Origin of the sequence: Acidovorax sp. GBBC 1281 (assembly GCF_028473645.1) — a bacterium.
Taxonomy (GTDB): domain Bacteria; phylum Pseudomonadota; class Gammaproteobacteria; order Burkholderiales; family Burkholderiaceae_C; genus Paracidovorax.
Genome location: NZ_CP097269.1, coordinates 5,227,414 through 5,252,348, shown reverse-complemented (window position 1 = coordinate 5,252,348; position 24,935 = coordinate 5,227,414). Strand labels below are relative to the sequence as shown.

25 protein-coding genes and 2 pseudogenes are annotated in these 24,935 nt (G+C 68.7%); 18 read left to right on the top strand and 9 right to left on the bottom strand.

Going from position 1 to position 24,935, the window contains the following annotated elements; translation table 11 throughout:
* Positions 1–24 precede the first annotated feature (24 nt).
* Entirely contained in the window at positions 25–1,131 is a 1,107-nt protein-coding gene (gene alr / locus M5C96_RS24675; protein ID WP_272565934.1) for an alanine racemase, read from the top strand.
* The gene (locus tag M5C96_RS24670; protein ID WP_272565933.1) at positions 1,131–1,970 is read left to right on the top strand and encodes a hypothetical protein; all 840 of its coding nucleotides are present in this window, start codon (positions 1,131–1,133) and stop codon (positions 1,968–1,970) included. The genes alr and M5C96_RS24670 overlap by 1 nt, the downstream gene beginning before the upstream one ends.
* Before the next feature lie 18 nt (positions 1,971–1,988).
* On the opposite strand, the gene M5C96_RS24665 is transcribed toward M5C96_RS24670, so the two are convergent.
* A complete protein-coding gene (locus M5C96_RS24665) occupies positions 1,989–2,924 on the bottom strand; it encodes a LysR family transcriptional regulator (RefSeq protein WP_272565932.1) in 936 nt (311 codons plus the stop codon).
* 157 nt (positions 2,925–3,081) lie between these two features.
* On the opposite strand from M5C96_RS24665, the gene M5C96_RS24660 reads away from it, so the two are divergent.
* Positions 3,082–4,674, top strand: coding sequence for an ABC transporter substrate-binding protein (locus tag M5C96_RS24660; protein WP_272565931.1), 1,593 nt, complete (start codon positions 3,082–3,084; stop codon positions 4,672–4,674).
* Between the two features lie 130 nt (positions 4,675–4,804).
* Here the strand turns inward: M5C96_RS24660 and M5C96_RS24655 are convergent, their stop codons facing one another.
* The 3 genes from M5C96_RS24655 to M5C96_RS24645 all read right to left on the bottom strand — a co-directional run bounded on the left by M5C96_RS24655 (position 4,805) and on the right by M5C96_RS24645 (position 6,960).
* On the bottom strand, positions 4,805–5,413 hold the full coding sequence (locus M5C96_RS24655; protein WP_272565930.1) for a glutathione S-transferase family protein: 609 nt from the start codon (positions 5,411–5,413) through the stop codon (positions 4,805–4,807).
* A gap of 135 nt (positions 5,414–5,548) precedes the next feature.
* On the bottom strand, positions 5,549–6,526 hold the full coding sequence (locus M5C96_RS24650; RefSeq protein WP_272565929.1) for a 2-dehydropantoate 2-reductase: 978 nt from the start codon (positions 6,524–6,526) through the stop codon (positions 5,549–5,551).
* Between the two features lie 110 nt (positions 6,527–6,636).
* The gene (locus M5C96_RS24645) at positions 6,637–6,960 is read right to left on the bottom strand and encodes a hypothetical protein (protein WP_272565928.1); all 324 of its coding nucleotides are present in this window, start codon (positions 6,958–6,960) and stop codon (positions 6,637–6,639) included.
* 220 nt (positions 6,961–7,180) lie between these two features.
* On the opposite strand from M5C96_RS24645, the gene radA reads away from it, so the two are divergent.
* From radA to M5C96_RS24585, 12 genes and pseudogenes are all read left to right on the top strand, one after another.
* Positions 7,181–8,560, top strand: coding sequence for a DNA repair protein RadA (gene radA / locus M5C96_RS24640; RefSeq protein ID WP_272565927.1), 1,380 nt, complete (start codon positions 7,181–7,183; stop codon positions 8,558–8,560).
* 82 nt (positions 8,561–8,642) lie between these two features.
* Positions 8,643–9,092 (top strand): glycerate kinase, encoded by a 450-nt coding sequence (locus M5C96_RS24635; RefSeq protein ID WP_272565926.1) that lies wholly within the window; start codon positions 8,643–8,645, stop codon positions 9,090–9,092.
* A 42-nt stretch (positions 9,093–9,134) separates the two neighbouring features.
* Positions 9,135–10,073, top strand: a complete 939-nt coding sequence (locus tag M5C96_RS24630) for a branched-chain amino acid transaminase (protein ID WP_272565924.1) — start codon at positions 9,135–9,137, stop codon at positions 10,071–10,073.
* A gap of 5 nt (positions 10,074–10,078) precedes the next feature.
* Positions 10,079–10,285 carry a zinc-finger domain-containing protein gene (locus M5C96_RS24625; protein ID WP_272549760.1) on the top strand — a complete coding sequence of 69 codons (207 nt, stop codon included), beginning with the start codon at positions 10,079–10,081 and terminating at the stop codon, positions 10,283–10,285.
* A gap of 3 nt (positions 10,286–10,288) precedes the next feature.
* On the top strand, positions 10,289–11,089 hold the full coding sequence (locus M5C96_RS24620) for a glycosyltransferase family 2 protein (protein ID WP_272565923.1): 801 nt from the start codon (positions 10,289–10,291) through the stop codon (positions 11,087–11,089).
* Positions 11,086–12,402, top strand: coding sequence for an O-antigen ligase family protein (locus tag M5C96_RS24615; protein WP_272565921.1), 1,317 nt, complete (start codon positions 11,086–11,088; stop codon positions 12,400–12,402). Before M5C96_RS24620 ends, M5C96_RS24615 begins: the two co-directional genes overlap by 4 nt.
* Positions 12,403–12,421: 19 nt before the next feature.
* On the top strand, positions 12,422–13,396 hold the full coding sequence (locus M5C96_RS24610; RefSeq protein WP_272565920.1) for a glycosyltransferase: 975 nt from the start codon (positions 12,422–12,424) through the stop codon (positions 13,394–13,396).
* Positions 13,397–13,577: 181 nt separating this feature from the next.
* Positions 13,578–13,679: pseudogene (locus M5C96_RS24605) on the top strand (IS5/IS1182 family transposase); the annotation flags it as partial.
* A gap of 67 nt (positions 13,680–13,746) precedes the next feature.
* A complete protein-coding gene (locus M5C96_RS24600; protein ID WP_272563777.1) occupies positions 13,747–14,841 on the top strand; it encodes an IS630 family transposase in 1,095 nt (364 codons plus the stop codon).
* Positions 14,838–15,689: pseudogene (locus M5C96_RS24595) on the top strand (IS5 family transposase); the annotation flags it as partial. The gene M5C96_RS24600 and the pseudogene M5C96_RS24595, both read left to right, overlap by 4 nt.
* A 41-nt stretch (positions 15,690–15,730) precedes the next feature.
* On the top strand, positions 15,731–16,624 hold the full coding sequence (locus M5C96_RS24590) for a DUF6402 family protein (RefSeq protein WP_272565918.1): 894 nt from the start codon (positions 15,731–15,733) through the stop codon (positions 16,622–16,624).
* Positions 16,621–16,998 carry a hypothetical protein gene (locus M5C96_RS24585; protein ID WP_272565917.1) on the top strand — a complete coding sequence of 126 codons (378 nt, stop codon included), beginning with the start codon at positions 16,621–16,623 and terminating at the stop codon, positions 16,996–16,998. The genes M5C96_RS24590 and M5C96_RS24585 overlap by 4 nt, the downstream gene beginning before the upstream one ends.
* Positions 16,999–17,111: 113 nt before the next feature.
* Here M5C96_RS24585 and M5C96_RS24580 read toward each other — a convergent pair whose 3' ends face one another.
* From M5C96_RS24580 to M5C96_RS24565, 4 genes are all read right to left on the bottom strand, one after another.
* A complete protein-coding gene (locus M5C96_RS24580; RefSeq protein WP_272565916.1) occupies positions 17,112–17,627 on the bottom strand; it encodes a hypothetical protein in 516 nt (171 codons plus the stop codon).
* Positions 17,628–17,857: 230 nt separating this feature from the next.
* A complete protein-coding gene (locus M5C96_RS24575; protein ID WP_272565915.1) occupies positions 17,858–19,078 on the bottom strand; it encodes a HAMP domain-containing sensor histidine kinase in 1,221 nt (406 codons plus the stop codon).
* A 5-nt stretch (positions 19,079–19,083) separates the two neighbouring features.
* Entirely contained in the window at positions 19,084–19,800 is a 717-nt protein-coding gene (locus tag M5C96_RS24570) for a response regulator transcription factor (RefSeq protein WP_272549751.1), read from the bottom strand.
* 182 nt (positions 19,801–19,982) lie between these two features.
* On the bottom strand, positions 19,983–21,317 hold the full coding sequence (locus tag M5C96_RS24565) for an AmpG family muropeptide MFS transporter (RefSeq protein ID WP_272565914.1): 1,335 nt from the start codon (positions 21,315–21,317) through the stop codon (positions 19,983–19,985).
* Between the two features lie 109 nt (positions 21,318–21,426).
* Here M5C96_RS24565 and M5C96_RS24560 point away from each other — a divergent pair, with 109 nt between their 5' ends.
* The 3 genes from M5C96_RS24560 to M5C96_RS24550 all read left to right on the top strand — a co-directional run bounded on the left by M5C96_RS24560 (position 21,427) and on the right by M5C96_RS24550 (position 24,169).
* Positions 21,427–22,098 (top strand): helix-turn-helix domain-containing protein, encoded by a 672-nt coding sequence (locus M5C96_RS24560; protein ID WP_272565913.1) that lies wholly within the window; start codon positions 21,427–21,429, stop codon positions 22,096–22,098.
* Positions 22,099–22,233: 135 nt separating this feature from the next.
* On the top strand, positions 22,234–23,160 hold the full coding sequence (locus M5C96_RS24555) for a DMT family transporter (protein WP_272565912.1): 927 nt from the start codon (positions 22,234–22,236) through the stop codon (positions 23,158–23,160).
* Positions 23,161–23,269: 109 nt separating this feature from the next.
* Complete coding sequence (locus M5C96_RS24550) at positions 23,270–24,169, top strand: M48 family metallopeptidase (protein WP_272565911.1); 900 nt, start codon at positions 23,270–23,272, stop codon at positions 24,167–24,169.
* Between the two features lie 28 nt (positions 24,170–24,197).
* On the opposite strand, the gene M5C96_RS24545 is transcribed toward M5C96_RS24550, so the two are convergent.
* Positions 24,198–24,836, bottom strand: coding sequence for an MBL fold metallo-hydrolase (locus M5C96_RS24545; protein WP_272565910.1), 639 nt, complete (start codon positions 24,834–24,836; stop codon positions 24,198–24,200).
* Positions 24,837–24,935 lie beyond the last annotated feature (99 nt).

Sequence of the window (24,935 nt, the reverse complement as noted above, 5' to 3'; positions counted from 1 at the left end):
CTTTTCGCTCCGCAGATCCACCCCATGCCGCGTCCCATCCAAGCCACCATCCACACTGCTGCACTGCAACACAATCTCGAGCGCGCCCGCGCCAGTGCGCCGGACGCCCTGGCCTGGGCGGTGGTGAAGGCCAATGCCTACGGCCACGGCATCGAGCGCGTGTTCGAGGGGCTGCGCGCGGCCGACGGCTTCGCCCTGCTGGACCTGTCCGAGGCCGAGCGCCTGCGCGCCCTGGGCTGGCGCGGCCCCATCCTGCTGCTGGAGGGCGTGTTCGAGCCGCGCGACCTGGAGCTGTGTTCGCGCCTGGGGCTGTGGCACGCGGTGCATTGCGACGAGCAGATCGATTGGCTGGCCGCCCACAAGACGCAGGCGCCGCACCGCGTCTTCCTCAAGATGAACACGGGCATGAACCGCCTGGGCTTCACGCCCGAGCGCTACCGCTCGGCCTGGGCGCGGCTCAATGCGCTCACGCAGGTGGACGAGATCTCGTACATGACCCACTTCAGCGACGCCGACGGCCCCCGCGGCATCGCGCACCAGATGCAGGCCTTCCAGGCTGCCACGCAGGACCTGCCCGGCGAGAAGAGCGTGTGCAACAGCGCGGCCACCCTGCGCCATGCGGTCGATGCGCGCGTGCGCGGGGACTGGATCCGCGCCGGCATCGTGCTCTACGGCGGCGCGCCGGACCACCCCGAGCACGACGCCGCCCACTGGAACCTGCAGCCTTCGATGACGCTCTCGGCCCGCGTGATCGCGGTGCAGCACGTGCAGGCCGGCGACACGGTGGGCTACGGCTCCGCCTTCACGGCCGACGCCCCGCTCACCATCGGCGTGCTGGCCTGCGGCTATGCCGACGGCTACCCGCGCCACGCCGGCACCGGCACGCCCGTGCTGGTGAACGGCGTGCGCACGCGCGTGGTGGGCCGGGTGAGCATGGACATGATCACGGTGGACCTCTCCCCCGTGATCGCGGCGGGCGTGGAGGCGGGCTTCGGCGCCGAGGCCACGCTCTGGGGGCGCGCCGCCAGCGGTGCCGTGCTGTCGATCGACGAGGTGGCGCATGCCGCCGGCACGGTGAGCTGGGAGCTGATGTGCGCCCTGGCCCCGCGCGTGCCCGTGGCGGTGGCCTGATGCGCCCGGGGCAGCGCGCGCCGGCCGCCCGATCCGGCAAGGGCTCGACCTGGCGGCGGGTGCAGGCGCCCGACCGCGAACTGGTGCACACCCTCCGCCAGCGGCACCGGCTGCACGTGCACGGCTGGTGCATCGGCGCCTTCATGATGGCGTTGATGTGGGCCACCTCGCACACCCAGAAGGTGATGGGTGTGGACTCGCTCGCGCTGCGCTACGGCATCACGCTGGGCGTGGGCTACGTCGCCTACCTGCTGGTGCTGCGGGCCTGGGCGGCCTGGCTGGTGCGGCCGCCCCGCCAGCGGGACGACAGTGGGTGGACCGACGGCATCGACCTGCCGTCCGACATCGACCTGCCGACCGGCGGTGCGCGGGTGCCCGTGCCGCGCAGCGGGGGCGGCGGCGACTTCGGTGGCGGCGGGGCGAGCGGCGATTTCGGCGAGGGCTTGGGGAGCGGCCTGGGCGAGGGCTTGAGCGACGTGGCCGGCGGGGCGCTGGAGGCCGCCAGCGGGGCGGACGAGGGCGCGGTGGTGATCGTGCCCGTGGTGGCCATCTTCCTCATCGGCGCGGCCATCGTGCTGGGCGCGGGGGCCCTCGCGCTGCTGTACTTCGGCTTCGACGTGCTGCTGGCCGTGGCAGTGGAACTGGCGTTCTCGTACGCCACCGCGCGCGCCGCGATGGGCGTGGAGCGGGCCGGCTGGCTCTCGGCCGCGGTGCGGCTGACCTGGAAGCCGCTGCTCGGCGCACTGCTGTGCGCGGTGGTGCTGGGCGCGGCCATCGACCGCTTCCTGCCGCAGGCCAACTCCCTGCCCGAGGCCGTGCACCTGCTGCGCGCGCGCTGAAGCCCGCGGAGCCGGGCGTTACTTCGGCGCGTGCAGCAGCCGCAGGAACGCCTGGGCCGGCGGGCTCAGCGGCCGGTCGGCCCGCACCAGGCTGCCGTAGGCCTCCAGCGTGTGCTGGAAGCGGTAGGGCAGCACGTGCAGCAGGCCGTGCTCTGCATCGCGCTGCGCCACGGCCTCCGGGATCACCCCGATCAGTTCGGAGCGCCGCACCAGGTTGATGGTGGTGAGGATGGAGCCGGTCTCGATCAGCCCCTGCGGCAGCGCCGCGCCGTGGTCCTTGAACTCCTGCGCGATCAGGTCGCGCATGGGGCTGCCGGCCGGCTGCAGCACCCACGGAAAATCGAGCAGCGCCGCGAAGCCCACGCGCGCCTTGCTCGCCAGGGGATGGCCGTTGCGCACCACCACCGCCAGGCCTTCGCCGTCGATGGGCTGGAAGGTGCAGTCCCGGCCCGAATCGCCGGAACGCCGGCCCACCACCACTTCGAGCACGCCCTCGCGCAGCTGCGCCAGCAGCCGGTCGCTCGTGTCCACGGCGATCTCCAGCGCCAGCAGCGGGAACACCGCTTTCAGCCCGAGCAGCGCGTCGGTCAGCCGGCCCGGCGAGGCCGCCATGATGCTGCCGACCGACAGCTTGCCCGCGCTGCCCAGCCGCATCTCGCTGAGCTCGCGGTTCAGCGCTTCCATGCTGCCGCGGATGCTGCGAAAGTAGCCGGTCACCCGCTCGCCCGCGGCGTTCAGCCGCAGGCCGCGGCCCACCCGGTCGAACAGCGGCTGGCCGAGGGCGGCCTCCAGTTCGTGGAGCATCTTGGTCGCGGCCGGCTGGCTCAGGCCCAGCGCGCCCGCGGCCGCGCGCAGTGTGCGGTGCTCGGCGATGGCCAGCATCAGCGCGACCTGCCGCATGCGCAGCCGGTTGAGCAGCTGCGGGGTGCTTTCCTGCGGATCGATGGAGCCCATGGATGGCCAGTGGTGTGAGGTTTGGAAGGCAACGGGCCGGGCCCTGAATTTACCCGGCCCAGCGGCCTGCATAACGTTAGAACCACAAAGTCGTTCGCCGCGCGGAGGGCCGCGGGCATAGTGGCCGCACTCTTCGTTGCTTCAGGGCCTTTGCACCATGCGCTTTTCGCTTTCCCTCGCGGCCACCCTGGCCGCTGCCGCCTTCACCATGGCCACGCCGCTGGCCGCGCAGGCCGCCACCTTCCGCTTCGCCCGCCCGGCCGACGTGTCCTCGTGGGACATCCACGCGCAGAACGTGGGCGTGAACAACGCGCTGCATTCGGCCGTGTACGAAACGCTGGTCGAATACAACAGCAAGACCTTCAAGCCCGAGCCGCAGCTGGCCACCGCCTGGAAGCGGGTCAGCCCCACGCAGCTGCGCATCACGCTGCGCCAGGGCGTGAAGTTCAGCGACGGCTCCGCCCTCACGGCCGACGACGTGAAGTTCTCGCTGGAGCGCGCCAAGGCCAAGACCTCCAACTACGCCGTGTACACGCAGGGCATCGACCGCGTGGAAGTGGTGGACGCGAACACCGTGGACATCTTCTCCGAGGTGCCCAACCCGGTGCTGGTCAACCAGCTGACCGAACTGCGCATCATGAGCAAGCCCTGGGCCGAGAAGAACAACGCCACGGCCCCGAAGGACATCAAGACCAGCGATGAGCCCTACACGCACCGCAACACGCTGGGCACGGGCCCGTTCGTGCTCAAGTCCTGGGCGCCCGACCAGCGCCTGGTGCTGGCGGCCAATCCCCACTGGTGGGGCAAGGGGAAATTCGGCGGCAACGTGACCGACGTGGTCTACACGCCCATCAAGTCCGATGCCACGCGCACGGCGGCGCTGCTGTCGGGCGAGGTGGACTTCGTGCTCGACCCCAGCCTGCAGGACGTGGCGCGCATCCGCCAGCAGCCGCAGCTGAAGGTGCTGGACGGCGCCGAGAACCGCACCATCTTCCTGGGCCTGGACCAGTTCCGCGACGAGCTGCAGAACTCCAGCGTGAAGGGCAAGAACCCGCTCAAGGACGTGCGCGTGCGCAAAGCGCTCTACCAGTCCATCGACATCAACGCCATCCAGCGCGTGGTGCTGCGCGGCCTGGCCCAGCCCACCGGCGCGATCATCGCGCGGCAGGTGAACGGCTGGACCCCGAAGGCCGACGTGCGCTGGCCCTACGACCCCGCCGCCGCGCAGAAGCTGCTGGCCGAGGCCGGCTACCCGCAGGGCTTCGACGTGGACTTCGCCTGCAGCGCGGGCCGCTACATCAACGACGAGCAGCTGTGCCAGGCCATCACCGCCCAGTGGGCCAAGGTGGGCGTGAAAGCCAGGCTGCGCTCGCTGCCGTTCGCCACCTACTTCCCGATGATCCAGCGCAACGAGGCCAGCATCTACCTGCTGGGCTGGGGCGTGCCGACGTTCGATGCGTTCTATTCGCTGCAGTCGCTGATCCGCTCGCCCGGTGCCGGCGGCGACGGCAACTTCAACCTGGGCCGCTTCAGCGACCCGCAGCAGGACGCGCTGATCGAGCGCATCAAGAAGGAAACCGACGCCGCCACGCGCAACAGCCTGATCGAGCAGGCGCTGGTGCAGGACCACCAGCTCATCTCGCACATCCCGCTGTACAACCAGGTGATCCCCTGGGCGGCCTCGCAGAAGGTGGAGATCATCCACCGCGCGGACAACCGCATCGACTGGCGCCTGCTGAAGGTCAACTGAGCCGCCAGGCCATATCGTTGCCGGTCATCGCGCCCGGCCTTCACGAACCGCCCCGTGGGCCGCCCGGCCCCGGGGCTTTTTCTGGAGGGGCGCCGCCTCGCGCGGCATCCGCCCCCCCCCCCGCAGGAAATCAATCCAACGACCGCTGCACCGCCGGCCGCGCCGCCACGCGCTGCGCGTGCGCATGCACCTTGGGGAACCGGGCGATGTCCACGCCATCGCTTTGCAGCCATCCACCGATGGTGAACAGGTAGCCGTCGCTCACCGAATAGGCGTCGCCCAGCACCCACGGCCCCTGCAGCTGCTGCTCGATCAGCGCGAAGCATTCGGTCATGTTGGCGCCGACCTTGCGCTGCATCGCGGCGATGGCCTCGGGCTCGTCGGCCCAGCGGCTGGCGCGGGGCCGGTGGGCATGGGCCACATGCACGGTGGAGGCCAGGTAGCTGTTGAACTCCTGCATCCGCGCGAACCCGTGGGGATCGGTGGGCGCCAGCCGCGCTTCAGGGAACCGCTGGGCCACATAGGCCAGCAGCGCGGGCGTCTCGGTCAGCACGCCCTGCCCGGTGGCCAGGGCCGGCACGCGGCCCTTGGGGTTGATGGCCAGGTACTCGGGCGTGCGCTGCTGCTGCGCCTTGAAGTCCATGCGCTCCAGCGCGTGGTCGGCGCCGGCTTCGTTCAACGCGATGCGAACGGCCTGCGCGCAGGTGCCGGGGGCGTAGTAGAGGGTCAGCGAGGCCATGGGGGCTCCATTGGGTTGGCGATGGGAAAAGGACTGCCGCCGCCTGCGGCTTGGTGGTTTCAAGCCAAAAACCGCGGGAAGGCAATGAGTACTAGGGCATCTTGCTATGGTTTTTGATGTGCCCGTCCGCGCGCATCAGTGCAGGCCACGCACCTGCGCCATCAGCCGCACCAGGCCCAGCAGGGCGTCGGTGTGCGGCGTGGGCACGGCGGTGAGGCGGCCCAGTTCATGCACCGCGCCCACAAGGGCATCGATCTCCAGCGGCTTGCCGGCCTCCACGTCCTGCAGCATCGAGGTCTTGAAGGCGCCCAGCTTGCGGGTGACGGCATGGCGGTCTTCGGGCTGCTGGTCGATCGGCAGGCCCAGCCGTTCGCCGATGGCCTTGGCCTCGCGCATCACGTTGGAGATGAAGGTGCGCACCAGGTCGTCGTCGAGGATGCGGTCGGTGGTGGCGCCGGTGAGGGCGCTGATGGGGTTGACCGTCAGGTTGCCCCAGAGCTTGAACCACACGTCCTGCTGGATGCGGGAGGACACCTCGGCCTCGATGCCGCCGCGCCGCAGCGTGTCGGCCAGTGCCTGCAGCCGCGGCGTGGGCGCGCCGGCGGGCTCGCCCAGGATGAGCCGGTTGCCGAAGTGGTGGCGCACCACCCCGGGCGCATCGAGCGAGCAACTGGTGTGGACCACACCGCCGATCACCTGGCCGGCCGGCACGGCACGCGCCATGGCGCCCGAGGGGTCGACCGACTGCAGCGCCTGGCCTTGTGCGGGGCCGCCGCAGCCGTCGAGGAACCACCACGGCACGCCGTTCATGGCCGTGAGCACCAGCGTGTGGGGGCCGATCAGCGGCGCGATGCGTGCGGCCACGTCGGGCAGGGCCGGGGCCTTGACGGCCAGCACCACCAGGCCCTGCACGCCCAGGGCGGCCGGATCGTCGTGCGCTCGCACCGGCGTGGCGTGCACGGAACCATCGGGTTGAACGAGGCGCAGGCCCTGCGCATCGAGGGCCTGCCGCGTGGCGCCGCGCGCCACCATGGATACATCGCCGCCTGCACGCGCCAGTGCCACGGCGAGCCAGCCGCCGATGGCGCCCGCGCCATAGATACATGCCTTCATCGAAACATCCGCCTCTGCAGTGACCGGCCGAACGGCCGCGAAGCGGTGGATGTTAAGCGCTCCCCGCGGCGTGCGCCGGGGGCGGAGGCAGGGGCGCGGTCAGCGCGCGATCACTTGGCGTCGCTGGCCGGCTCGGAGGCGGCGGTGGCCGGCGCCGGCGTGCTGCCGCCGAACACGGCGCCGCCGGCCGGGGCGGAGGAAGACGGGGTGGAGGACATGCCGGCGTCCGACGCTGGCGTGGCCGGCATGGCAGGGGCGGGGGTGGCGGGGGTCGTCGGCGCCGGGGTGGTGACGGGTGCCGTGTTGGTGGGCGTGTCGGCCGGCTTGTTGCGGTCGCAGGCGGTGAGCGCCAGGGCGGACACGACGATCAGCGGGGCGGCGGCGAGCCAGCGGCGGGAAGGGGTGGCCGAAGCGTTCATGGTGGTTTGGGTCATGGGGGTATCTCCTTGAATGGCGTGCGGCGGACTGCCGCTGGAATGGGCATGCTAGGCAGGCTCCGGCAAGCGCGGGGTAGGATAGGGTTGACATCGCAATTGCTTACTTTCAGGCCGCGCACCCCCGCCGGCGCCCGGCTTGGAGCCCCCGTGGGGCGGCCTCCAGCAGGGCATGCTCCCCGCTGCGACCACCTTGCCGCCCCGTTTCCCGATCCCTGCCATGGCCAAAGAAAAAACCCTCTTCACCTGCTCCGAGTGCGGCGGCACCAGCCCGCGCTGGCTGGGCAAATGCCCGGCCTGCGGTGCCTGGAACACCCTGGTCGAAACCGTGGCCGAGGCCGGCCCGGGCAAGAACCGCCTCAGCGCGCCGCAGTTTTCGGGCCTGGCGCAGGCCCAGGCGGTGATGCCGCTGGCCGCCATCGAGGCGACCGACATCGCCCGCACGCCGAGCGGCATCGACGAGCTGGACCGGGTGCTGGGCGGCGGCATCGTGGAGGGCGGCGTGGTGCTGATCGGCGGCGACCCGGGCATCGGCAAGTCCACGCTGCTGCTGCAGGCGCTGGATGCGCTGCAGCGCGTGGGCCTGCCCACGCTGTACGTGACGGGCGAGGAAAGCGGCGCGCAGGTGGCGCTGCGCTCGCGCCGCCTGGGCCTGGACCACAGCCAGGTGAACGTGCTGGCCGAGATCCAGCTGGAGAAGATTCTCGCCACCATCGATGCCACCCAGCCGGCCGTGGCGGTGATCGACTCGATCCAGACGGTGTACTCCGACCAGCTCACGAGCGCGCCCGGGTCGGTGGCCCAGGTGCGCGAGTGCGCGGCGCACCTCACGCGGGCGGCCAAGGCCTCGGGCGTGACCATCATCCTCGTGGGCCACGTCACCAAGGAGGGGGCGCTCGCCGGCCCGCGCGTGCTGGAGCACATGGTCGATACGGTGCTGTACTTCGAAGGCGACACGCACAGCCAGTTCCGCTTGGTGCGCGCCATCAAGAACCGCTTCGGCGCGGTCAACGAGATCGGCGTGTTCGCCATGACGGAAAAGGGCCTCAAGGGCGTGACCAACCCGAGCGCCATCTTCCTGAGCCAGCACAGCGAGCCCGTGCCCGGCAGCTGCGTGCTGGTCACGCTGGAGGGCACGCGGCCCATGCTGGTGGAGATCCAGGCGCTGGTGGACGAGGGCGGCCCCAGCCCGCGCCGGCTGTCGGTGGGGCTGGACCGCGACCGCCTGGCCATGCTGCTGGCGGTGCTGCACCGGCACGCCGGCGTGGCCTGCATGGACCAGGACGTGTTCGTGAACGCCGTGGGCGGCGTGCGCATCAGCGAGCCCGCGGCCGACCTGGCGGTGATGCTGTCCATCACCTCCAGCCTGCGCGGCAAGCCATTGCCCAAAGGATTCATCGCCTTCGGCGAAGTGGGACTGGCCGGCGAGGTGCGCCCGGCCCCGCGCGGTCAGGAGCGGCTCAAGGAGGCGGCCAAGCTGGGCTTCAGCGTGGCCGTGGTGCCCAAGGCCAATGCGCCCAAGAAGCCCATCGAGGGCATCACCATCCATGCGGTGGAGCGGGTGGAGGAGGCGATGGAGGTGGTGCGCGGCATGGGCTGAAGGCCGCCCGCCGGGCGGCGATGCCGCGCCTACGCACCATCCACACCCGGCCCCGGCGGCCGCCATAGGACAATCTCGCCCCATGAATCTGCGCAACCTCTTCATTCCCGTCGGCATCGCGGTGCTGGTCTTCGCGGCCCACCGCTCCTATGGCTGGCAGGGCGTCATGGCGGTCGGGGGCGGGCTCGTGATGTGGGCACTGCTGCATTTCACCCGGCTCATGAACGTCATGCGCAAGGCGGCCGACCGGCCCATCGGCCACGTGGGCAGCGCCGTCATGCTCAATGCCAAGCTGCGCAAGGGGGTCAATCTCATGCACGTGGTGGCCATGACGCGCTCGCTGGGCGAGCCGCTGTCGGCCGACGGCGAGGAGCCCGAGCGCTACCGCTGGACCGACGGCACGCAGTCGCACGTGACGTGCGAATTCCGGGCCGGCAAGCTGGTGGAATGGGCGCTCGTGCGGCCCGTGCCGCAGGAGGATGCGCCCCAGGCGCCGGCGGATGTGGCGGCCCCTGCCCGCGCAGACTCGTAAAATCGCGGGTTTTGCGACTTCCAGCAATTCCAAAGGAACCCCATGAGTCCCGTAGCTCCCTCGATGGCCGACCGTGACGGCAAGATATGGATGGACGGCCAGATGGTCGATTGGCGCGACGCCAAGATCCATGTGCTGACCCACACGCTGCACTACGGCTGCGGCGCCTTCGAAGGCGTGCGTGCCTACAAGACGGCCGACGGCACGGCGATCTTCCGCCTCGAGGAGCACACCGAACGCCTGTTCAACAGCGCCAAGATCCTGCGCATGACCATTCCGTTCACCCGCGACGAGGTGAACGAGGCCCAGAAGGCCGTGGTGCGCGAGAACCAGCTCGAATCGTGCTACCTGCGCCCGCTGACCTGGATCGGCTCGCAGAAGCTGGGCGTGTCCCCCAAGGGCAACCAGATCCACCTGATGGTGGCGGCCTGGGCCTGGGGCGCCTACCTGGGCGAAGAGGGCATGAAGCGCGGCATCCGCGTCAAGACCAGCAGCTACACGCGCCACCACGTCAACATCACCATGACGCAGGCCAAGGCGGTGAGCAACTACACCAACTCGATCCTGGCCAACATGGAGGCCCTGGACGACGGCTACGACGAGGCCCTGCTGCTGGACGCCTCCGGCTTCGTGTCCGAGGGCGCGGGCGAGAACGTCTTCATCATCAAGAACGGCGTGGTGTACACGCCCGACCTGTCGGCCGGCGCGCTCAACGGCATCACGCGCAACACCATCGTCCACATCTGCAAGGACCTGGGCCTGGAACTGGTGCAAAAGCGCATCACCCGCGACGAGGTGTACATCGCCGACGAGGCCTTCTTCACCGGCACCGCCGCCGAAGTGACGCCCATCCGCGAACTCGACCGCCTCGCCATCGGCAGCGGCTCGCGCGGCCCGATCACCGAAAAGATCCAGAGCGCCTTCTTCGACATCGTGAACGGCCGCAATCCCCAATACGCCCACTGGCTCACCAAGGTCTGAAGAACATGTCGCAAGCCATCGTCGAACTGGTCGCCAAAGACCTCAACCCCCAGGGCGGTGTCTTCTGCCCGAGCCCCAAGGCGGACATGAAGATCTGGAACACCCACCCCAAGGTGTACCTGGACGTCGCCCACACGGGCGAGGCCAAGTGCCCCTATTGCGGCACGGTGTACCGCCTGAAGGCGGGAGAACGCGTCCACTCCGGCCACTGATTGATGCCGGCTGAACGCGGCAGCGCGGCCCGCCCCACGCTCACGGTGGCGGTGCTGACGCTGAACGAGGGCCACCGCATCGAGGCCTGTCTGGCGAGCGCCTCGTTTGCCGACCAGATCGTGGTGGTGGACAGCGGCAGCACGGACGACACCGTGGCCGTGGCGCGGCGCCTGGGTGCCCAGGTGCATGTGTATCCCGACTGGCAGGGCTTTGCCGTGCAGCGCAATCGCCTGCTGGCGCATGCCACGGGCGACTACGTTTTCTTTCTCGACGCCGACGAGGTGATGGGCCCCGACTTCCGCGAGGAGCTGCAGGCCATCGTGCGCTCGGGCGAGCGCGCGGTGTGGAAGATCCGCTGGCGCATGGTGGCCTTCGGCCACGAGTTGCGCTACCTGCGCACCACCTCGACCGTGGAGCGCCTGTTCCGGCGCGACATGCTGCGCGAGTACATGGGCGTGGTCCACGAGGAGGCCGTGCTCACCGAGCCCGGCGTGCCGCGCCACGTGATGCGCGCGCGGCTGCTGCACCACTCGCGCGAGACCGTGCGCGGCAGCCTGGAAAAGCTCACGCAGTACGCCATGCTGGGCGCCGCCAAGCGCGCGGCGGCCGGCAAGCGCGGCGGCGTGGGGCGCGGGCTGGCCTCGGGCGCGAGCATGTTCGTGCGGCTGTACGTGCTGCGGCTCGGGTTCCTGTGCGGCGGTGCCGGTTTCCTTTACTGCCTGTTCGTGGCCCTGGAAGCGTTCTTCCGGTACGCCGCGCTGGAGTACGACAGCGACCGCCTGAGCGAGAGCGTGCGCCGGTGAAACCTTCGGATGTCTTCGCACGCCTGTCCGACGTGGCGGCTTTCATGGTGCCCGGCCTGGCCCTGTGGCTGCGCTCGGGCTATTCGTGGGGCGCGGTGGTCCTGCTGCTGTGCAGCCTGGCCACGGCCGGCGTGTGGCTGCGCCGGCCCCCGGGCCGCGAGGCCTGGTGGCTGTTCGCCTCCATCGTCGCCATGGGCTTCGTGTGGGCCCTCGATTTCGACCCGGCCCAGGGCGGCTGGTCCAACCTGGACCGGCCGTCCAAGTACCTGCTGGCACTGCCCTGCCTTTTCTACCTGCTGGCCTATCCGCCGCGTGCGGTCTGGCTGTGGTGGGGCCTCGCCGTGGGGGCGTGCGGCGCGGGGCTCATCGGCATCTACCAGACCGGCGTGCTGCACCTGCTGCGCGCCAACGGCTACACCAATGCGATCCAGTTCGGCGGCCTGAGCCTGCTGCTGGGCCTGATGTGTTCGGCGGCCCTGCTCGTGCAGTGGGGCCGCTGGGCACCCTGGCAGCGCGTGGGCTGGGTGGTGTGCATCCTGCTGGGCTTCGAGGGCTCGCTGCTGTCGGAGTCGCGCGGGGGCTGGCTCGTGCTGCCGCTGGCGCTGCCCGTGTGCGCGTGGCTACAGGCCCGCTGCGGCCAGCGCCGGCTGGCGATGGTCGGGGCGGCGCTGATCCTGGCCGGCATGGCGGGCCTCATGGCGCTCAAGGCGCACGACGTGCGCTCCCGCGTGGACGAGGCGCGCCAGGAGATCACCCAGTACGAATCCAAGGGCGATGCGGCCAGCTCGGTCGGCCAGCGGCTCGCGCACTGGAAACTGGCCTGGTCCATGGGCCTGGACCGGCCGCTCACCGGCTGGGGCCGCTACGGCTACGAGGCCGAGAAGCAGCGGCGCGTGGCCGCAGGGCAGGCCCATCCGTTCGTGCTGCGGTTCAGCCATGCGCACAACGAGGTGCTGGACATCTTCGCCAAGCGCGGCCTGCCCGGCGTGGCGGTGCTGCTGCTGTTCTATGCGGTGCCGCTCGCGCTTTTCTGGCCGACGCGCCAGCGCGTCTGCCGGACCACCGAGCACGGCACCATGGACCCCCAGGTGCTGTGCCTGCGCATGGTGGGCGTGCTGCTGCCCATCGCCTACATTGGCTTCGGGCTCACGCAGGTGTTTCTGGGCCACAACAGCGGCACCATGTTCTACCTGTTCATGTGCATGCTGGTGCTGGCCATCCTGCAGGGCCGCGAGCGCGATGCACTGCGGCAGCGGGCGGCGCCGGCCGCCGTGCCGCCGGGCCCGGGCCGGCCCGCCGCTGCCTCCTCCTGACCGCCAAGAAGGTTTCGCCATGCACGTGCTGCTCGTCAACAACTCCCCGATCCCGGTCTACGGCTATGGCGGCACCGAGCGCGTCATCTGGGACCTGGGCCAGATGCTGGTGCGCCTGGGCCACCGCGTGAGCTACTTGGTGCCCGAGGGCTCCACCTGCGACTTCGGCGCGGTGCTGCCCATCCGGCCCGATGCGCCGTGGGATTCGCAGATTCCCGCCGACGTGGACATCACGCACTTCCAGTTCAACCCCCGCACCGAGATCGGCACGCCCTACCTGGTCACCGAGCACGGCAATGCCCGAAAGCCCAAGCCGCTGCCGCGCAACACCGTGTTCCTCTCGCGCGACCATGCGGCGCGCTACGGCTCCACCGAGTTCGTCTACAACGGCCTGCAGTGGGAGAGCTACGGCGCTGTGGACTTCGCCCGGCCCCGCGACCACTACCACTTCCTGGGCAAGGCCGCGTGGCGCGTGAAGAACGTGAGCGGCGCCATCCGCGTGGCCCAGCTGGCCGGGGTGGAGCTGGACGTACTGGGCGGCGACCGCATCAATTTCCGCCGGGGTTTCCGGTGGACGCTGTCGCGCCGCATCCATTTCTTCGGCATGGTGGGCGGCGCGCAGAAGACCGAGCGGCTCAACGCCTCGCGCGGGCTGATCTTTCCGGTGCGCTGGCACGAGCCCTTCGGCCTGGCCGTCATCGAGAGCCTGTACTTCGGCTGCCCCGTGTTCTCGACGCCCTACGGCGCGCTGCCGGAACTGGTGCCCGCCGAATGCGGCGTGCTGGCGGACAACGCCAGTGCCCTGGCCGAGGCGGTGCGCGCCAACCGCTTCGACCCCCGGGCTTGCCACGACCATGCCGTGCGCCACTTCGGCGCCGAGCGCATGGCACGCGACTACCTGCGCATGTACGAGCGTGTGCTGGCGGGCGAGACGCTCAATGCCCAGGCGCCCGTGATCCAGGGCGAGGCCCGCTCGCTCGCCTGGCGCAACTGATTGCGTCGTTGGACGCGCCCCGGTGTGACTATTGGTTACGAATAAATATGTCATTACTTAACCTTGAGTGGATTCGCCATTGAAAATGCCTGTTCAAAAATCAGGGAGGGCAATCCATGGATGGCGTGGTGAAAGGGCTTTGTTGCACAAATCGCGATGCTGATGCCCGTAGACTGACTGCGTGACAGAGACGAAGAACAGGCAGCGGAGCAAGTACCGCACGACGAACTGGAAGGCGTACAACGCGGCGCTGAAAGCGCGAGGCTCGTTGACGATGTGGCTAGTGTCCTGTCCCGTTAATTCGCAGGCACGATAGCTGCATGGTTTCGGGCCATCCTTGAGGTGCCGCCATGCCCAATGCAACGACCCGAACAGAAATTGCGCTTAGTGAAGTGGAGCGCGCGGAACTGACGTCCATGGCGCGATCACGTTCGCTGCCAGCGGCGTTGTCGCTCAGGGCGCGCATCGTGCTGACTTGCGAAGGCACAGATAAAGCCAGCACCGCGGTTGCGCAGGCTCTGGGGATCAGTCGTAGCACTGTCACCAAGTGGCGCGGGCGCTATGCGCGCCATCGCATTGCAGGGCTTTACGACGAGTTGCGCCCGGGTCGCCCCCGCACGGTAGATGACGAGCGTGTTGCTGAGTTGATTACCAAGACGTTGCACACCAAGCCTGCTGATGGGGGTACCCACTGGAGCACCCGCACGCTGGCCGCCGATACGGGCATCAGCAAGAGCACGGTGGCGCGCTATCTGCAGACCTTCAACCTCAAGCCGCACCGGGCCGACAGCTTCAAGCTGTCGACCGATCCGCTGTTCATCGAGAAGCTGCGCGACGTTGTGGGGCTGTACCTGAACCCACCTGACAACGCGCTGGTGCTGTGCGTGGACGAGAAGAGCCAATGCCAAGCTTTGGAGCGTACGCAGCCGATGCTGCCAATGGGGTTTGGCTATGTCGAAGGTGTCACGCACGACTACGTGCGCCACGGCACCACCACCTTGTTCGCGGCCCTGAACGTGATGAATGGCCAAGTGATCGCGCAGTGCCGGCCCCGGCATCGTCATCAAGAGTTCCTTGCCTTCCTGCGCGCCATCGACAAGGCAGTGCCCGACGAACTGGATGTGCACTGCATAGCTGATAACTACGCCAGCCACAAGCATCCAAAGGTGCGCGCTTGGTTGGCCGAGCGGCCTCGCTGGCACATGCACTTCGTTCCGACCTATTCAAGCTGGCTCAATCAGGTCGAGCGCTTCTTCTCGATCATCACCACGCGGGCAATCCGCCGTGGCTCGTTCACCAGCGTGAAGGATCTGATCAACAAGATCGACACATTCATCGCGAATTACAACCAGTCCTGCCAGCCGTTTACTTGGACAGCTACAGCAGACTCCATCCTCGAAAAACTCGCCAGACTATGCGGGCGAATTAACGGGACAGGACACTAGATGAGGGCATGCAGTGGTTTGGCACGCCGACCGGCAGGCGTGGACGCAGCCGAACCTTCTCGGACGCAGCAATCCAGTTCTGCCTGAGCATCAAGTGCCTGTTCGGCCAGCCCTTGCGACAGGCGCTGGGCATGGTGCAGAGCCTGCTGCGGCTGGCAAAGCTGGACTGGCCGGTACCTGACTTCAGCACTGTTTGCCGGCGCCAAAAGACCTTGCAGGTCGAACTGAGCTACCAGCGAACCAACTCGCCGCTGCAGTTGCTGGTGGACAGCACCGGCATCAAGTTCCTGGGCGAAGGAGAGTGGAAACGCAAGAAGCATGGTGCTGAATACCGGCGCGAATGGCGCAAGGTCCATCTGGGCATCGACGCGCAGACGCTGGAAATACGCGCCATCGAGGTGACCAGCAACGCCATTGGGGATGCGCCGATGTTGCCCGGGTTGCTGGCTCAGATTCCCACTGACGAATCCATCGAAAGCGTCAGTGCCGATGGCGCCTACGACACGCGCGCCTGCCTGGACGCCATTGCCGAGCGGCACGCGATGGCGGTGATCCCGCCCCGCAAGAACGCCAGCCATTGGAAGAAGTCGAGTCCGGGCTCGGCGCATCGTAATGAGGCCATTCGGGCGTGCCAGCGCCTGGGTCGCGGCATTTGGAAGAAGTGGAGCGGCTACCACCGGCGCAGCCTTGTGGAGACGAAGATGCACTGCTTCAAGCGACTGGGCGAACGGGTGATCGCGCGCACGTTCGACCGCCAGGTTGTGGAGCTGCATGTCCGCGTGGCCTTGCTCAATCGGTTCAGTCAGATCGGCCGTCCTCACACCGTGTCGGTGACTGCTGTGGCATAGGTCCGTCTGGGGTTGGGGTCATGCCGTCTGCAATTCGATTTGTGCAACAGCGCCTGGTGAAAGTGGATCAGGAAAGTCTTCGGGCGCAATTGCAGAAGAAGTTACCGCCTAAGGTTCGGCTGTTTCAACTCGAAGATATACCGGGGGTGATGCGCTCGCGAATGGGGTGGCCTGTCGCGGCAGGTTTGATGGAGCGGTGGTTTAACGGGGCCGCTTTTCGCATGCCGGCAGAAATGAAAGAGAGCCGCTCTCCGCATCGTTTGAATCAACTCAGTTCTGTGCACCTGGAAGAAAGCATTGTCACGATGTCCTGGGCCCTTCGATTCGCCCGTGTCCAGACCGCGATGGCCACACTGCAAAGCGGATGGGCGACCGCCAAAGGCATTAAAGAACTGAGGCAAAAAATCAAAGATCAGAGCTTTGGAAAAACGCTGAAGCGGTGGAGATTTGGTGATTTCAATCAATCTGCGAAGGTGCTGGATGCCACTTGCCAAGTGAACTATTTGACGTTCGGAAAACTGAGTGACCCTATGGATGATTTCTACGGGGCGATGGGCGAAGCGCAATTAAAAGTGGCAGCGTCTGGGTTCGTTTCAACGGGAAGTAACGGTTCTGGCACCGTAGATATCGATGAACTGGCGTTCTATCTGCGAGATTCCTATGACTTCAACGATAGCAATCCTTTGATGTCCCAACCGTTAGGATTTTGGGGAGCAACGGGAGTGGAGCGTCATTTCCAACTTCGCAGAGACATACCGATTTCAGATCAATGGGTGCATACGGACGCAGCCGACGTCGCGGCAACGAAATACGAAGTGCAGAACAACGATTTCCGGCGTTGGAGCGCTCTGCAAGGTAGAGGTGGGGATTTCATGGTGCTTTCTGATGTCCACCGCGTCCGCCTTGCATTCCCTCTGAGGTTTGACCTTCAATGAAATCTGTCATAAGCATTCATCAAAAACGGATTTTTTTCTGGACGCTGCTTTTTGCCTGCTTGGCCGGAGCAGGATGGTTGCTTTTCAAGCCTGCATTCAAGGGAAGCGATTTCAGTCCTCGCCATGTGTACCGAGTGGACTACTACGACGCTTCGCTATTTCAGCGCATGCTTCACCATGATCTGAAAATTCCCTCTTTCGTGCGTCTCTATCGCGTAGAGCCCGAAATTCTTTTGGGCGAGAGTGCCGTGGTTGATCTGTGGCTGAATGGGGATGCACGGTGGTACATGGATTCATCGTCCACAGTGGCGGTTGGAATGGACATCATCTTTGAAAATATTCCTCCTGAATGCGGCGCGCCTTGCCCGCGGTAGGCGCTGTGGCGCGTGGACGCCAGGCGGCCGACAATGCATTTCTCGCTATTTCAACCGGTGATCGGGGGCCGTAGAAAAGTCAGGCCGCATCTGTGCGTTGTCGCTGACCGGCTTCACACCGCCGCGTGGATCGTGAAACCCATCGGCACCGGCCCGAAGTCCTGAATCGTCTTGAGCCCCAGCGAATGGGCCGCCTTGGCCGTGGTGATGCAGCCGTCCGTGCGGCCGTGCCGGCATTCCACGGCGGCCTGCGCATTGCTGTTGACGAAGCACAGCTCCGTGCCGGGGGGCGCCAGCTGCTGCGGCGCGGGATGGGTCGAGATGGTGCGGGGCGCCTCGCCCGTGCGCGATGCCAGGATCATGTTGAAGGTGGGCATCACGAAGACATCCACCATCTGGAAGCGGTTCAGGTTGGAGAACACGAGATTGTGCAGGTCGGGATAGGCCACGCACCCCAGCACCGCGATGGCCGGATCGTCATTCAGCGCCTGGGCGGCGATCTCGAAGGTGGGGTGCAGGTGCACGGTGCCTTTGCGGCCGTTGCGCCGGAACCATTCGTGGGCTGCGGCTTCGCAGTTGGTGCCGGCCGGCCCGAGGGTGTGGATGACCCGGATGTCTTTGACTGCCATGGTGGAACTGGGTGGATCGGTGTGCAAAATGGACGCCTCGGTCTTGTATTCCGTTGGGCGGAATACAGGATAAGGGAAACCGCCTTCCGAAGCCACCCGGATTCCGGGGCCAAGCCGCTGACCGAACGAAACAGATGTGACCATGCGCAACAGCGGGCGCATGCCCTTGCATTGCGGCCCCAGTCGTGTACCAGTGCAGGTGCGGCGCGAGCCGCGCCTTCGCAAGGAGGTCAGGCGCTCGCCAACGGCAGGCTGAGCACGAAGCAGGCACCGCCCTCCCCGTCCGGGCGGTCTTCGCAGCGCACCGTGCCGCCCGAGCGTTCCGCGATGGAGCGCACCAGCGCCAGCCCCAACCCCACGCCGCCGGCGCGCTCGCTGGCGCCGGGCAGCCGGTAGAAGGGTTCGAAGATGCGCTCGCGCTGCGCCGGCGGCACGCCGGGGCCCTGGTCGCACACGCGCACTTCGGCGTGGGTGCCGGTGCGCTGCAGCCCCACCGTGATGTCGCCCTGGCTGTAGCGGCGGGCGTTTTCCAGCAGGTTGCGCAGGGCGCGGCGCAGCAGCTTGGCCACGCCGTTGACCTCCAGGCCGTCCGCGTCGGCGGCGCCGGCTTCCAGTTCGGCATCCACCCGCACGCACTCCTCGGCCGCCAGGCCCAGCAGGTCCACCAGTTCGACGGTGCCCATGTCCGCCTCGCGCGCATCCAGGCGGCTGGCGAGCAAGATCTCGTCCACCAGCTGGTCCAGCTCGGCGATGTTGCGCAGGATCTCGTCGCGGAACGCCGGGGACGGGGCCGAGCCCTGCATCAGCTCCAGCCCCATGCGGATGCGCGTGAGCGGCGAGCGCAGCTCGTGCGAGGCATTGGCCAGCAGCGACTTGTGGGATTTGACGAGCGTCTCGATGCGTGCGGCCGCGGCGTTGAACTGGCGCGCCAGGTCGGCCACTTCGTCATGTCCGGTCTCGGCCACGCGCACGGAAAGGTCGCCTTCGCCGAAGCGCTGCACGCCGCGCTGCAAGGTTTCCAGCCGCTGCAGCAGCCGCCGGATGATGGGGAACACGCCCACGGCCACGGCCACGCCGACCAGGCCCAGCATCCACAGGAAGCCGAACGGCGGGCGGGTCCAGAACGCCACCTCGCCGCGCCGGTCGGGGCCGGGCGGCTTCGGGCGCGGCGCCATCTGCAGCGAGAACACCTCGCCGCCCTCGGCCTCCACCCGGAACTCCAGCCCCTCGGCCGGCCCGTTCGGGATGCGCGTGGCCAGCCCGCGCAGCACCGGCTCGCCGCGCTCGTTGATCAGCACCATCTCGCGGGCGGGCGGGGTGGGGGGCGTCTGCGCGTTCTGGTCCGAGGCGATGCGCCAGGCCCATCCCACGGCCAGGGTGAGCACGGCCACGCCCACCACCACGGCCAGCCAGATGCGCAGATACAGGCGTCGGGAAAACGGGTTGGACATGGGGGTCAATCTTGCTGCTTGGCGAACACATAGCCCACGCCGCGCACCGTGAGGATGCGGCGCGGGTTCTTGGCATCCTGCTCGATCGCGGCGCGGATGCGGCCCATGTGCACGTCGATGGAGCGGTCGAAGGCTTCCAGCTCGCGGCCGCGCACGGCCTCCATGATCTGGTCGCGCGTGAGCACGCGGCCCGCGCGTTCGGCCAGCGCCACCAGCAGGTCGAACTGGTAGGAGGTGAGTTCGGCCGCCTGCCCGCTCACGGTGACGGTGCGCGCGTCGCGGTCGATCTCCAGCGAGCCGAAGCGCAGCACCTGCGCGGCGGGCGTGCCGCCGTCGGTGCGCCGGCGCAGGATGGCGCGGATGCGGGCGAGCAACTCGCGCGGCTCGAACGGCTTGGGCAGGTAGTCGTCGGCGCCCAGCTCCAGGCCGATGATGCGGTCCATCGGGTCGCCCTTGGCGGTCAGCATGAGCACCGGCACCTGCGCCGCCGGCCCCTGCAGCGAGCGGATGCGGCGGCACACTTCGAGCCCGTCCATGTCCGGCAGCATGAGGTCCAGGATCACCAGGTCGGGCAGGGGCCCCGCATCGCCCCCCTGCAGGCGCGCCATGCCGCTCTTGCCATCGGCCATGTGCGTCACTTCCAGGCCCGACTGGCCGAGGTATTCCCCCACCATCTGGGCGAGGCGGAAGTCGTCTTCGATCATCAACAGTTGAGAGCTCATGGCGGGTGTCCTTTGGGGGAGGCTTCATCGTCGCGCCGGGGGGCGTCGTTGCGTTGAAGTCCCCGTAAAGTTAGGTAAACCAGGGGCATCCTCCCAGCCGGGGCCATTTTGCGGCCGCGCAGGCCGGGCCGGCGTGGCGTGCTCCGTATGCTACTGAATTGATAGTTATGCCGGCATGAAAATCACCGGCGTGGGGGCGTTTCGATCCTGGGCGCCACCAGCACCAGCACCAGCACCGGCAGTCCCAGCAGCGCCGTCCCCACGAAAAACTCGGTGTAGCCGAAGGCGTCCACGAAGCGCCCCGAAAAGCCCGCGATCCACTTGGGCGCCAGCAGCATCATGGAGCTGAACAGCGCGTACTGCGTGGCCGAATACTGCACGTTGGTGAGGCTGGACAGGTAGGCGATGAACGCCGCCGACGCGATGCCCCCCGCCAGGTTGTCGGCCGACACCACGAAGACCAGCCCGGTCACGTCGTGCCCGCGCAGGCCCAGCCAGGCGAACAGCAGGTTGCTGCAGGCACTGAGCACTGCGCCCAGCATCAGCACGCGCATCACGCCCAGGCGCATGGACAGCACGCCGCCCACGAAGGCGCCGGCCAGCGTCATCAGCACGCCGAACACCTTGGTGACCGCGGCGACCTCGTCCTTGGTGTAGCCCATGTCCACGTAGAACGGGTTGGCCATGATGCCCATCACCACGTCGCTGATGCGGTACACGGCGATGAGCGCCAGGATCAGCGCCGCCTGCCAGCGGTAGCGCCCGATGAAGTCCGCGAACGGATCGACCAGCGCGCCGCGCAGCCACTCGGCCGGGTTGCGTGCGGGCGGCAGCGGGCGCGGCACGGGCTCGCGCGACAGCAGCACGGTCGCGGTGCCCACCAGCATCGAGGCGGCCATCGTCAGGTAGGCCGCCTGCCAGGCGCCGTGCTGGTAGCCGGCGAGGCCGGGCAGCTCGGCGCGCGCGGCCACCCACAGCACGCCCGCGCCGGCCCAGATCATCGCCAGGCGGTAGCCCGTCTGGTAGGTGGCGGCCAGCGCCGCCTGGCGGTCGGCGTCGGCCGATTCGATGCGGAAGGCGTCCAGCGCGATGTCCTGCGTGGCCGAGCCGAACGCCACGGCCAGCGCGCACCACACCAGTGGTTCGAGCGCCACGCGCGGGTCGTTGAACGCCATGCCCACGAGGCCCGCCATCACCATCGCCTGCGACACCACCAGCCAGCCGCGCCGGCGCCCCAGCCAGCGCGTGAGCAGCGGCAGCGGCATGCGGTCCACCAGTGGCGCCCACACCCACTTGAACGCGTAGGCCAGGCCCACCCAGCTCAGGTAGCCGATGGTGGTGCGGTCCAGGCCCGCCTCGCGCAGCCAGAACGACAGCGTGCCCAGCACCAGCAGCAGCGGCAGCCCGGCGGAGAACCCCAGCGCCAGCATGCGCAGGCTGGCCGGTTCGAGGTAGACGAGCCAGGCCTCGCGCCAACTGCGGCGGGGGGCGGTGGCGGGGGCGTGGTCTGGGGGCATCGGAAGGGGTGGGCGGGGGCGGGCCGGGTAGGGGGATCGCAGGGATTATCCGCACCCTTCCCCGGGGGCGCGCCGGCCGTGCGTGCGCCGTGCCGCTACGATGCGCGCCATGGGCCACGCCGCCGTCCTCCATCCCACCTGCTCGGTGCGCTGCTATAGCGGCGAACACGCCGCGCATGCGCACGGCCACGCGCAGGTGCTCTACGCGCTGCACGGGCGCATGGAGCTGGAGGTGGCGGGCCGCGCCGCCTTCGTGGACACCACCTGCGGCATGGTCATTCCGGCCGGCACGGCGCACGCGTTCCTGGCCCCGCCCGGCGCGCGGATGTTCGTGATCGACGCGCCCGACCAGCCCAGCGTCGCGCGCGTGCGGCGCTTCGCCATCGCGCCCGAGCACCGGGCCTTCGCCGCCAGCGACGATGCCGCGCTGCGGCTCGCCCAGATCCTGCAGGCCCCGCGCGTGCTCGCGCGCCGCGCCATCGCCCCGGAGCGGCTGGAGCGCGCCGTGCGTGCCGCCCTGCACGAGGACTGGCCCACGGTGCGCATGGCGGCCCTGTGTTTCCTGAGCCCCCAGCGCTTTCATGCCCGCTGGCTGGCGCTGACCGGCCGCACGCCCCAGGCCTGGCTGCGCGGCGAGCGCCTGGATGCCGCCGCCCGCGAGCTGGCCCAGGGCGTTCCGCTGGACACCGTGGCCCTGCGCACCGGCTATGCGAGCGCGAGCGCCCTGGCGTATGCGCTGCGCCGCGACCGGGGCACCGGCGCCCGCGCGCTGCGTGCCTGAATCAAGCGCTATTGTTTTTGTAGCTGCACGCCATAGTGTTGATTGCGGTGGAGGCCGATTCGGCGCATGGCCTGCCGACCCGCACTTCGCGCGTTGCTCGACATTTGCGCCGCCCGCCCGCGGCACCATGGCGGCATGACGACCCCTTCCCCCCATTCCACCCGCGGCATCGCTCTGGTGCTGCTCGCCTCCACGCTCTGGGGCACCACCGGCACGGCGCAAAGCCTGGGCGCGGGCGGCCTGTCGCCCTTCTGGGTGGGGGCCGCGCAACTGGCGGTGGCCAGCGCCTTCTTCTCGGTGCTGCTCATCGCTGCGCGCGGGCTGGCGCGCCAACGCGCGCAGCGGCGCGGCCCGGCACCGGACCCCACCCCCTCGGACCGCCTGCCCGCGCATTGGCTCGCGCTGGCGTCGGCCGGCGTGGCGGGCTACAGCATCTGCTTTTATGCCGGCGTGCAGCGCACCGGCGTGGGCGTGGGCACGGCGGTGGCCATCGGCAGCGGCCCCATCTGGGCGGGCCTGATCCAGGCCGTGCTGCTGCGCGCGCCCCTGATCGGCCTGTGGTGGCTGGGCACCGCCGTCAGCGTGGCCGGCGGCGTGCTGATGGTGCTCAGCAAGGGCGCGGGGGCCGGGCCGTCCTGGCCGGGGCTGGCGCTGTGCCTGCTGGCCGGCCTGTCATACGCCAGCTACGCGCTGGTGAACAAGCGGCTGGTGGCGCGGGCCTCCACCGGCTGGGTCAACTTCTGCGTGTTCACCGGCGCCGCGCTGCTGGCGCTGCCCATGGCATGGCTGCTGGCCGGCGTGCCGCAATGGAGCCTGCCGTCGCTGGCCGTGGTCGTCTATCTGGGCGTGGTGGTGTCCGGCCTGGCCTATGTGGCGTTTTCCAGCGGACTGCGCCACATCGCTGGGGCGACCAGCGTCACGCTGACGTTGGTCGAGCCGGTGGCCGCCTTCGTGCTGGCCGTGGCGATCGTCGGGGAGCGGCAGCCGCTTGCGGCCTGGAGCGGCCTGGGGCTGGTGCTGCTGGGCCTGCTGGTGGTGATCCGCGCAGAGTTGCGCCGGTAGGCGCGCAGGGGGGGGCGACCGGCGCCTCGCATCGGCGCGCTGAAAAAGGGCCCAGGGATGGCTTCCGGCTGACAGACCGGGCCCCCGGCCTGCGGCTAGACTGCCGCCCATGTCGCACCTGCCCGCCCCCGATCCCCGCGCTCCGGCGCCTGCCGAGACCGATTCCGCCACGGCCTGTTGCCGGTTCTGCAGCCTGCGCGGCGGTGCCTGGAACGCCCGCCGCGGCTTCCTGCTGGCGGCCGGGGCCTCCGTCGCGGGGCCCGCGCTGGCGCAGGTGGACGTGGGGTCCGCCTCGGGCATGCGCAAGCTGGTGCCGGCCGAGACGATCGAGACCGCCGCCAACCAGCAGTACAGCGAAATGATGGGCAAGGCCAAGGCGCAGCGCGCGCTGGCCGGACCCGACAATGCGCAGCTGCAGCGCCTGCGCGCCATCGCCCAGCGCCTGATCCCCTACACCGCCCAATGGAACGACCGGGCCCGCCAGTGGCAGTGGGAGGTCAACCTGATCGGCAGCAAGCAGATCAACGCCTTCTGCATGCCGGGCGGCAAGATCGCCTTCTACACCGGCATCCTGGACCAGCTCAAGCTCACCGACGACGAGGCCGCGATGATCATGGGCCACGAAATGGCCCACGCGCTGCGCGAACACGCCCGCGCCCGCCTGGCCAAAACCCAGGCCACCAGCGTGGGCCTGTCCCTCGGGGCGCAACTGCTGGGCCTGGGCGACCTGGGCAACGCAGCGGCCAACCTGGGCACGCAGCTCATCACGTTGAAGTTCAGCCGTGGCGACGAGACCGAAGCCGACTTGGTGGGCCTGGAACTGGCCGCCCGCGCCGGCTACAACCCCGACGCCTCGGTGAGCCTGTGGCGCAAGATGGGCGAGGCCACCAGCGGCCAGGGCGGCATCGCGTTTCTCTCCACCCACCCCAGCGGGCCGGAGCGCATCCGCCAGCTGGAGCAGAACGTGCCGCGGGTGCAGGGGCTGTACCAGGCGGCGCGCCGGGGGTGAGTCGACCGGGGTCGGCGTGGGGCGCGGATCAGGTCCCGCCCACGTACGGGTTGCTCTTGCGCTCGCGCCCGAAGCTGCTCTCCGGCCCGTGCCCCGGGATGAAAACCGTGCCGTCGCCCATCGGCCACAGGCGCTGCGTGATGCTGTCGATGAGCTGCTGGTGATTGCCCTGGGGAAAGTCGGTGCGTCCGATGCTGCCGGCAAACAGCACATCGCCCACGAAAGCCCGCTCGATCTGGGGCGCGTGGAACACCACGTGGCCCGGCGTGTGGCCGGGGCAGTGGCGCACCGCCAGCGTCTCCTTGCCGATCTGCACCGTGTCGCCATCGTCCAGCCACCGTGTGGGCGTGAAGGACTCCGCAGGCGGAAAGCCGAACATCGCGCTTTGCTGCGGCAGCCCGTCGATCCAGAACTGGTCCCCGGGATGCGGCCCGACGATGGGCAGCGCCTGGGTGCGGGCCAGCTCGCCCGCTCCGCCCGCATGGTCGATGTGGGCGTGGGTGAGCCAGATCTGCTCCAGCTTCAGCTGCCGCCGCTCCGCCTGGGCGAGGATGGCCGGCAAGTCCCCACCGGGATCGATCACCGCGGCCAGAAGGGTTTCGTCGCACCACACCAACGAGCAGTTCTGCTGGAAAGCGGTGACGGGTAATGTGAAATATTGCAACATCGTGTAAGTTAGTATTCAGGCTTCACGGCGATGATTTCGGGTTCGCGCTTCAGCATTCATCGGAGGGCTGGCGCCATTGTCGTCAATGCGAAAGAGAGA

Excerpts from the sequence above, each read along its gene's own strand:
- alr (WP_272565934.1), top strand. The coding sequence starts at position 25 with ATGCCGCGTCCCATCCAAGCCACCATCCACACTGCTGCACTGCAACAC.
- M5C96_RS24670 (WP_272565933.1), top strand. The coding sequence starts at position 1,131 with ATGCGCCCGGGGCAGCGCGCGCCGGCCGCCCGATCCGGCAAGGGCTCG.
- M5C96_RS24665 (WP_272565932.1), bottom strand. The coding sequence starts at position 2,924 with ATGGGCTCCATCGATCCGCAGGAAAGCACCCCGCAGCTGCTCAACCGG.
- M5C96_RS24660 (WP_272565931.1), top strand. The coding sequence starts at position 3,082 with ATGCGCTTTTCGCTTTCCCTCGCGGCCACCCTGGCCGCTGCCGCCTTC.
- M5C96_RS24655 (WP_272565930.1), bottom strand. The coding sequence starts at position 5,413 with ATGGCCTCGCTGACCCTCTACTACGCCCCCGGCACCTGCGCGCAGGCC.
- M5C96_RS24650 (WP_272565929.1), bottom strand. The coding sequence starts at position 6,526 with ATGAAGGCATGTATCTATGGCGCGGGCGCCATCGGCGGCTGGCTCGCC.
- M5C96_RS24645 (WP_272565928.1), bottom strand. The coding sequence starts at position 6,960 with ATGACCCAAACCACCATGAACGCTTCGGCCACCCCTTCCCGCCGCTGG.
- radA (WP_272565927.1), top strand. The coding sequence starts at position 7,181 with ATGGCCAAAGAAAAAACCCTCTTCACCTGCTCCGAGTGCGGCGGCACC.
- M5C96_RS24635 (WP_272565926.1), top strand. The coding sequence starts at position 8,643 with ATGAATCTGCGCAACCTCTTCATTCCCGTCGGCATCGCGGTGCTGGTC.
- M5C96_RS24630 (WP_272565924.1), top strand. The coding sequence starts at position 9,135 with ATGAGTCCCGTAGCTCCCTCGATGGCCGACCGTGACGGCAAGATATGG.
- M5C96_RS24625 (WP_272549760.1), top strand. The coding sequence starts at position 10,079 with ATGTCGCAAGCCATCGTCGAACTGGTCGCCAAAGACCTCAACCCCCAG.
- M5C96_RS24620 (WP_272565923.1), top strand. The coding sequence starts at position 10,289 with ATGCCGGCTGAACGCGGCAGCGCGGCCCGCCCCACGCTCACGGTGGCG.
- M5C96_RS24610 (WP_272565920.1), top strand. The coding sequence starts at position 12,422 with ATGCACGTGCTGCTCGTCAACAACTCCCCGATCCCGGTCTACGGCTAT.
- M5C96_RS24600 (WP_272563777.1), top strand. The coding sequence starts at position 13,747 with ATGCCCAATGCAACGACCCGAACAGAAATTGCGCTTAGTGAAGTGGAG.
- M5C96_RS24585 (WP_272565917.1), top strand. The coding sequence starts at position 16,621 with ATGAAATCTGTCATAAGCATTCATCAAAAACGGATTTTTTTCTGGACG.
- M5C96_RS24580 (WP_272565916.1), bottom strand. The coding sequence starts at position 17,627 with ATGGCAGTCAAAGACATCCGGGTCATCCACACCCTCGGGCCGGCCGGC.
- M5C96_RS24575 (WP_272565915.1), bottom strand. The coding sequence starts at position 19,078 with ATGTCCAACCCGTTTTCCCGACGCCTGTATCTGCGCATCTGGCTGGCC.
- M5C96_RS24570 (WP_272549751.1), bottom strand. The coding sequence starts at position 19,800 with ATGAGCTCTCAACTGTTGATGATCGAAGACGACTTCCGCCTCGCCCAG.
- M5C96_RS24565 (WP_272565914.1), bottom strand. The coding sequence starts at position 21,317 with ATGCCCCCAGACCACGCCCCCGCCACCGCCCCCCGCCGCAGTTGGCGC.
- M5C96_RS24560 (WP_272565913.1), top strand. The coding sequence starts at position 21,427 with ATGGGCCACGCCGCCGTCCTCCATCCCACCTGCTCGGTGCGCTGCTAT.
- M5C96_RS24555 (WP_272565912.1), top strand. The coding sequence starts at position 22,234 with ATGACGACCCCTTCCCCCCATTCCACCCGCGGCATCGCTCTGGTGCTG.
- M5C96_RS24550 (WP_272565911.1), top strand. The coding sequence starts at position 23,270 with ATGTCGCACCTGCCCGCCCCCGATCCCCGCGCTCCGGCGCCTGCCGAG.
- M5C96_RS24545 (WP_272565910.1), bottom strand. The coding sequence starts at position 24,836 with ATGTTGCAATATTTCACATTACCCGTCACCGCTTTCCAGCAGAACTGC.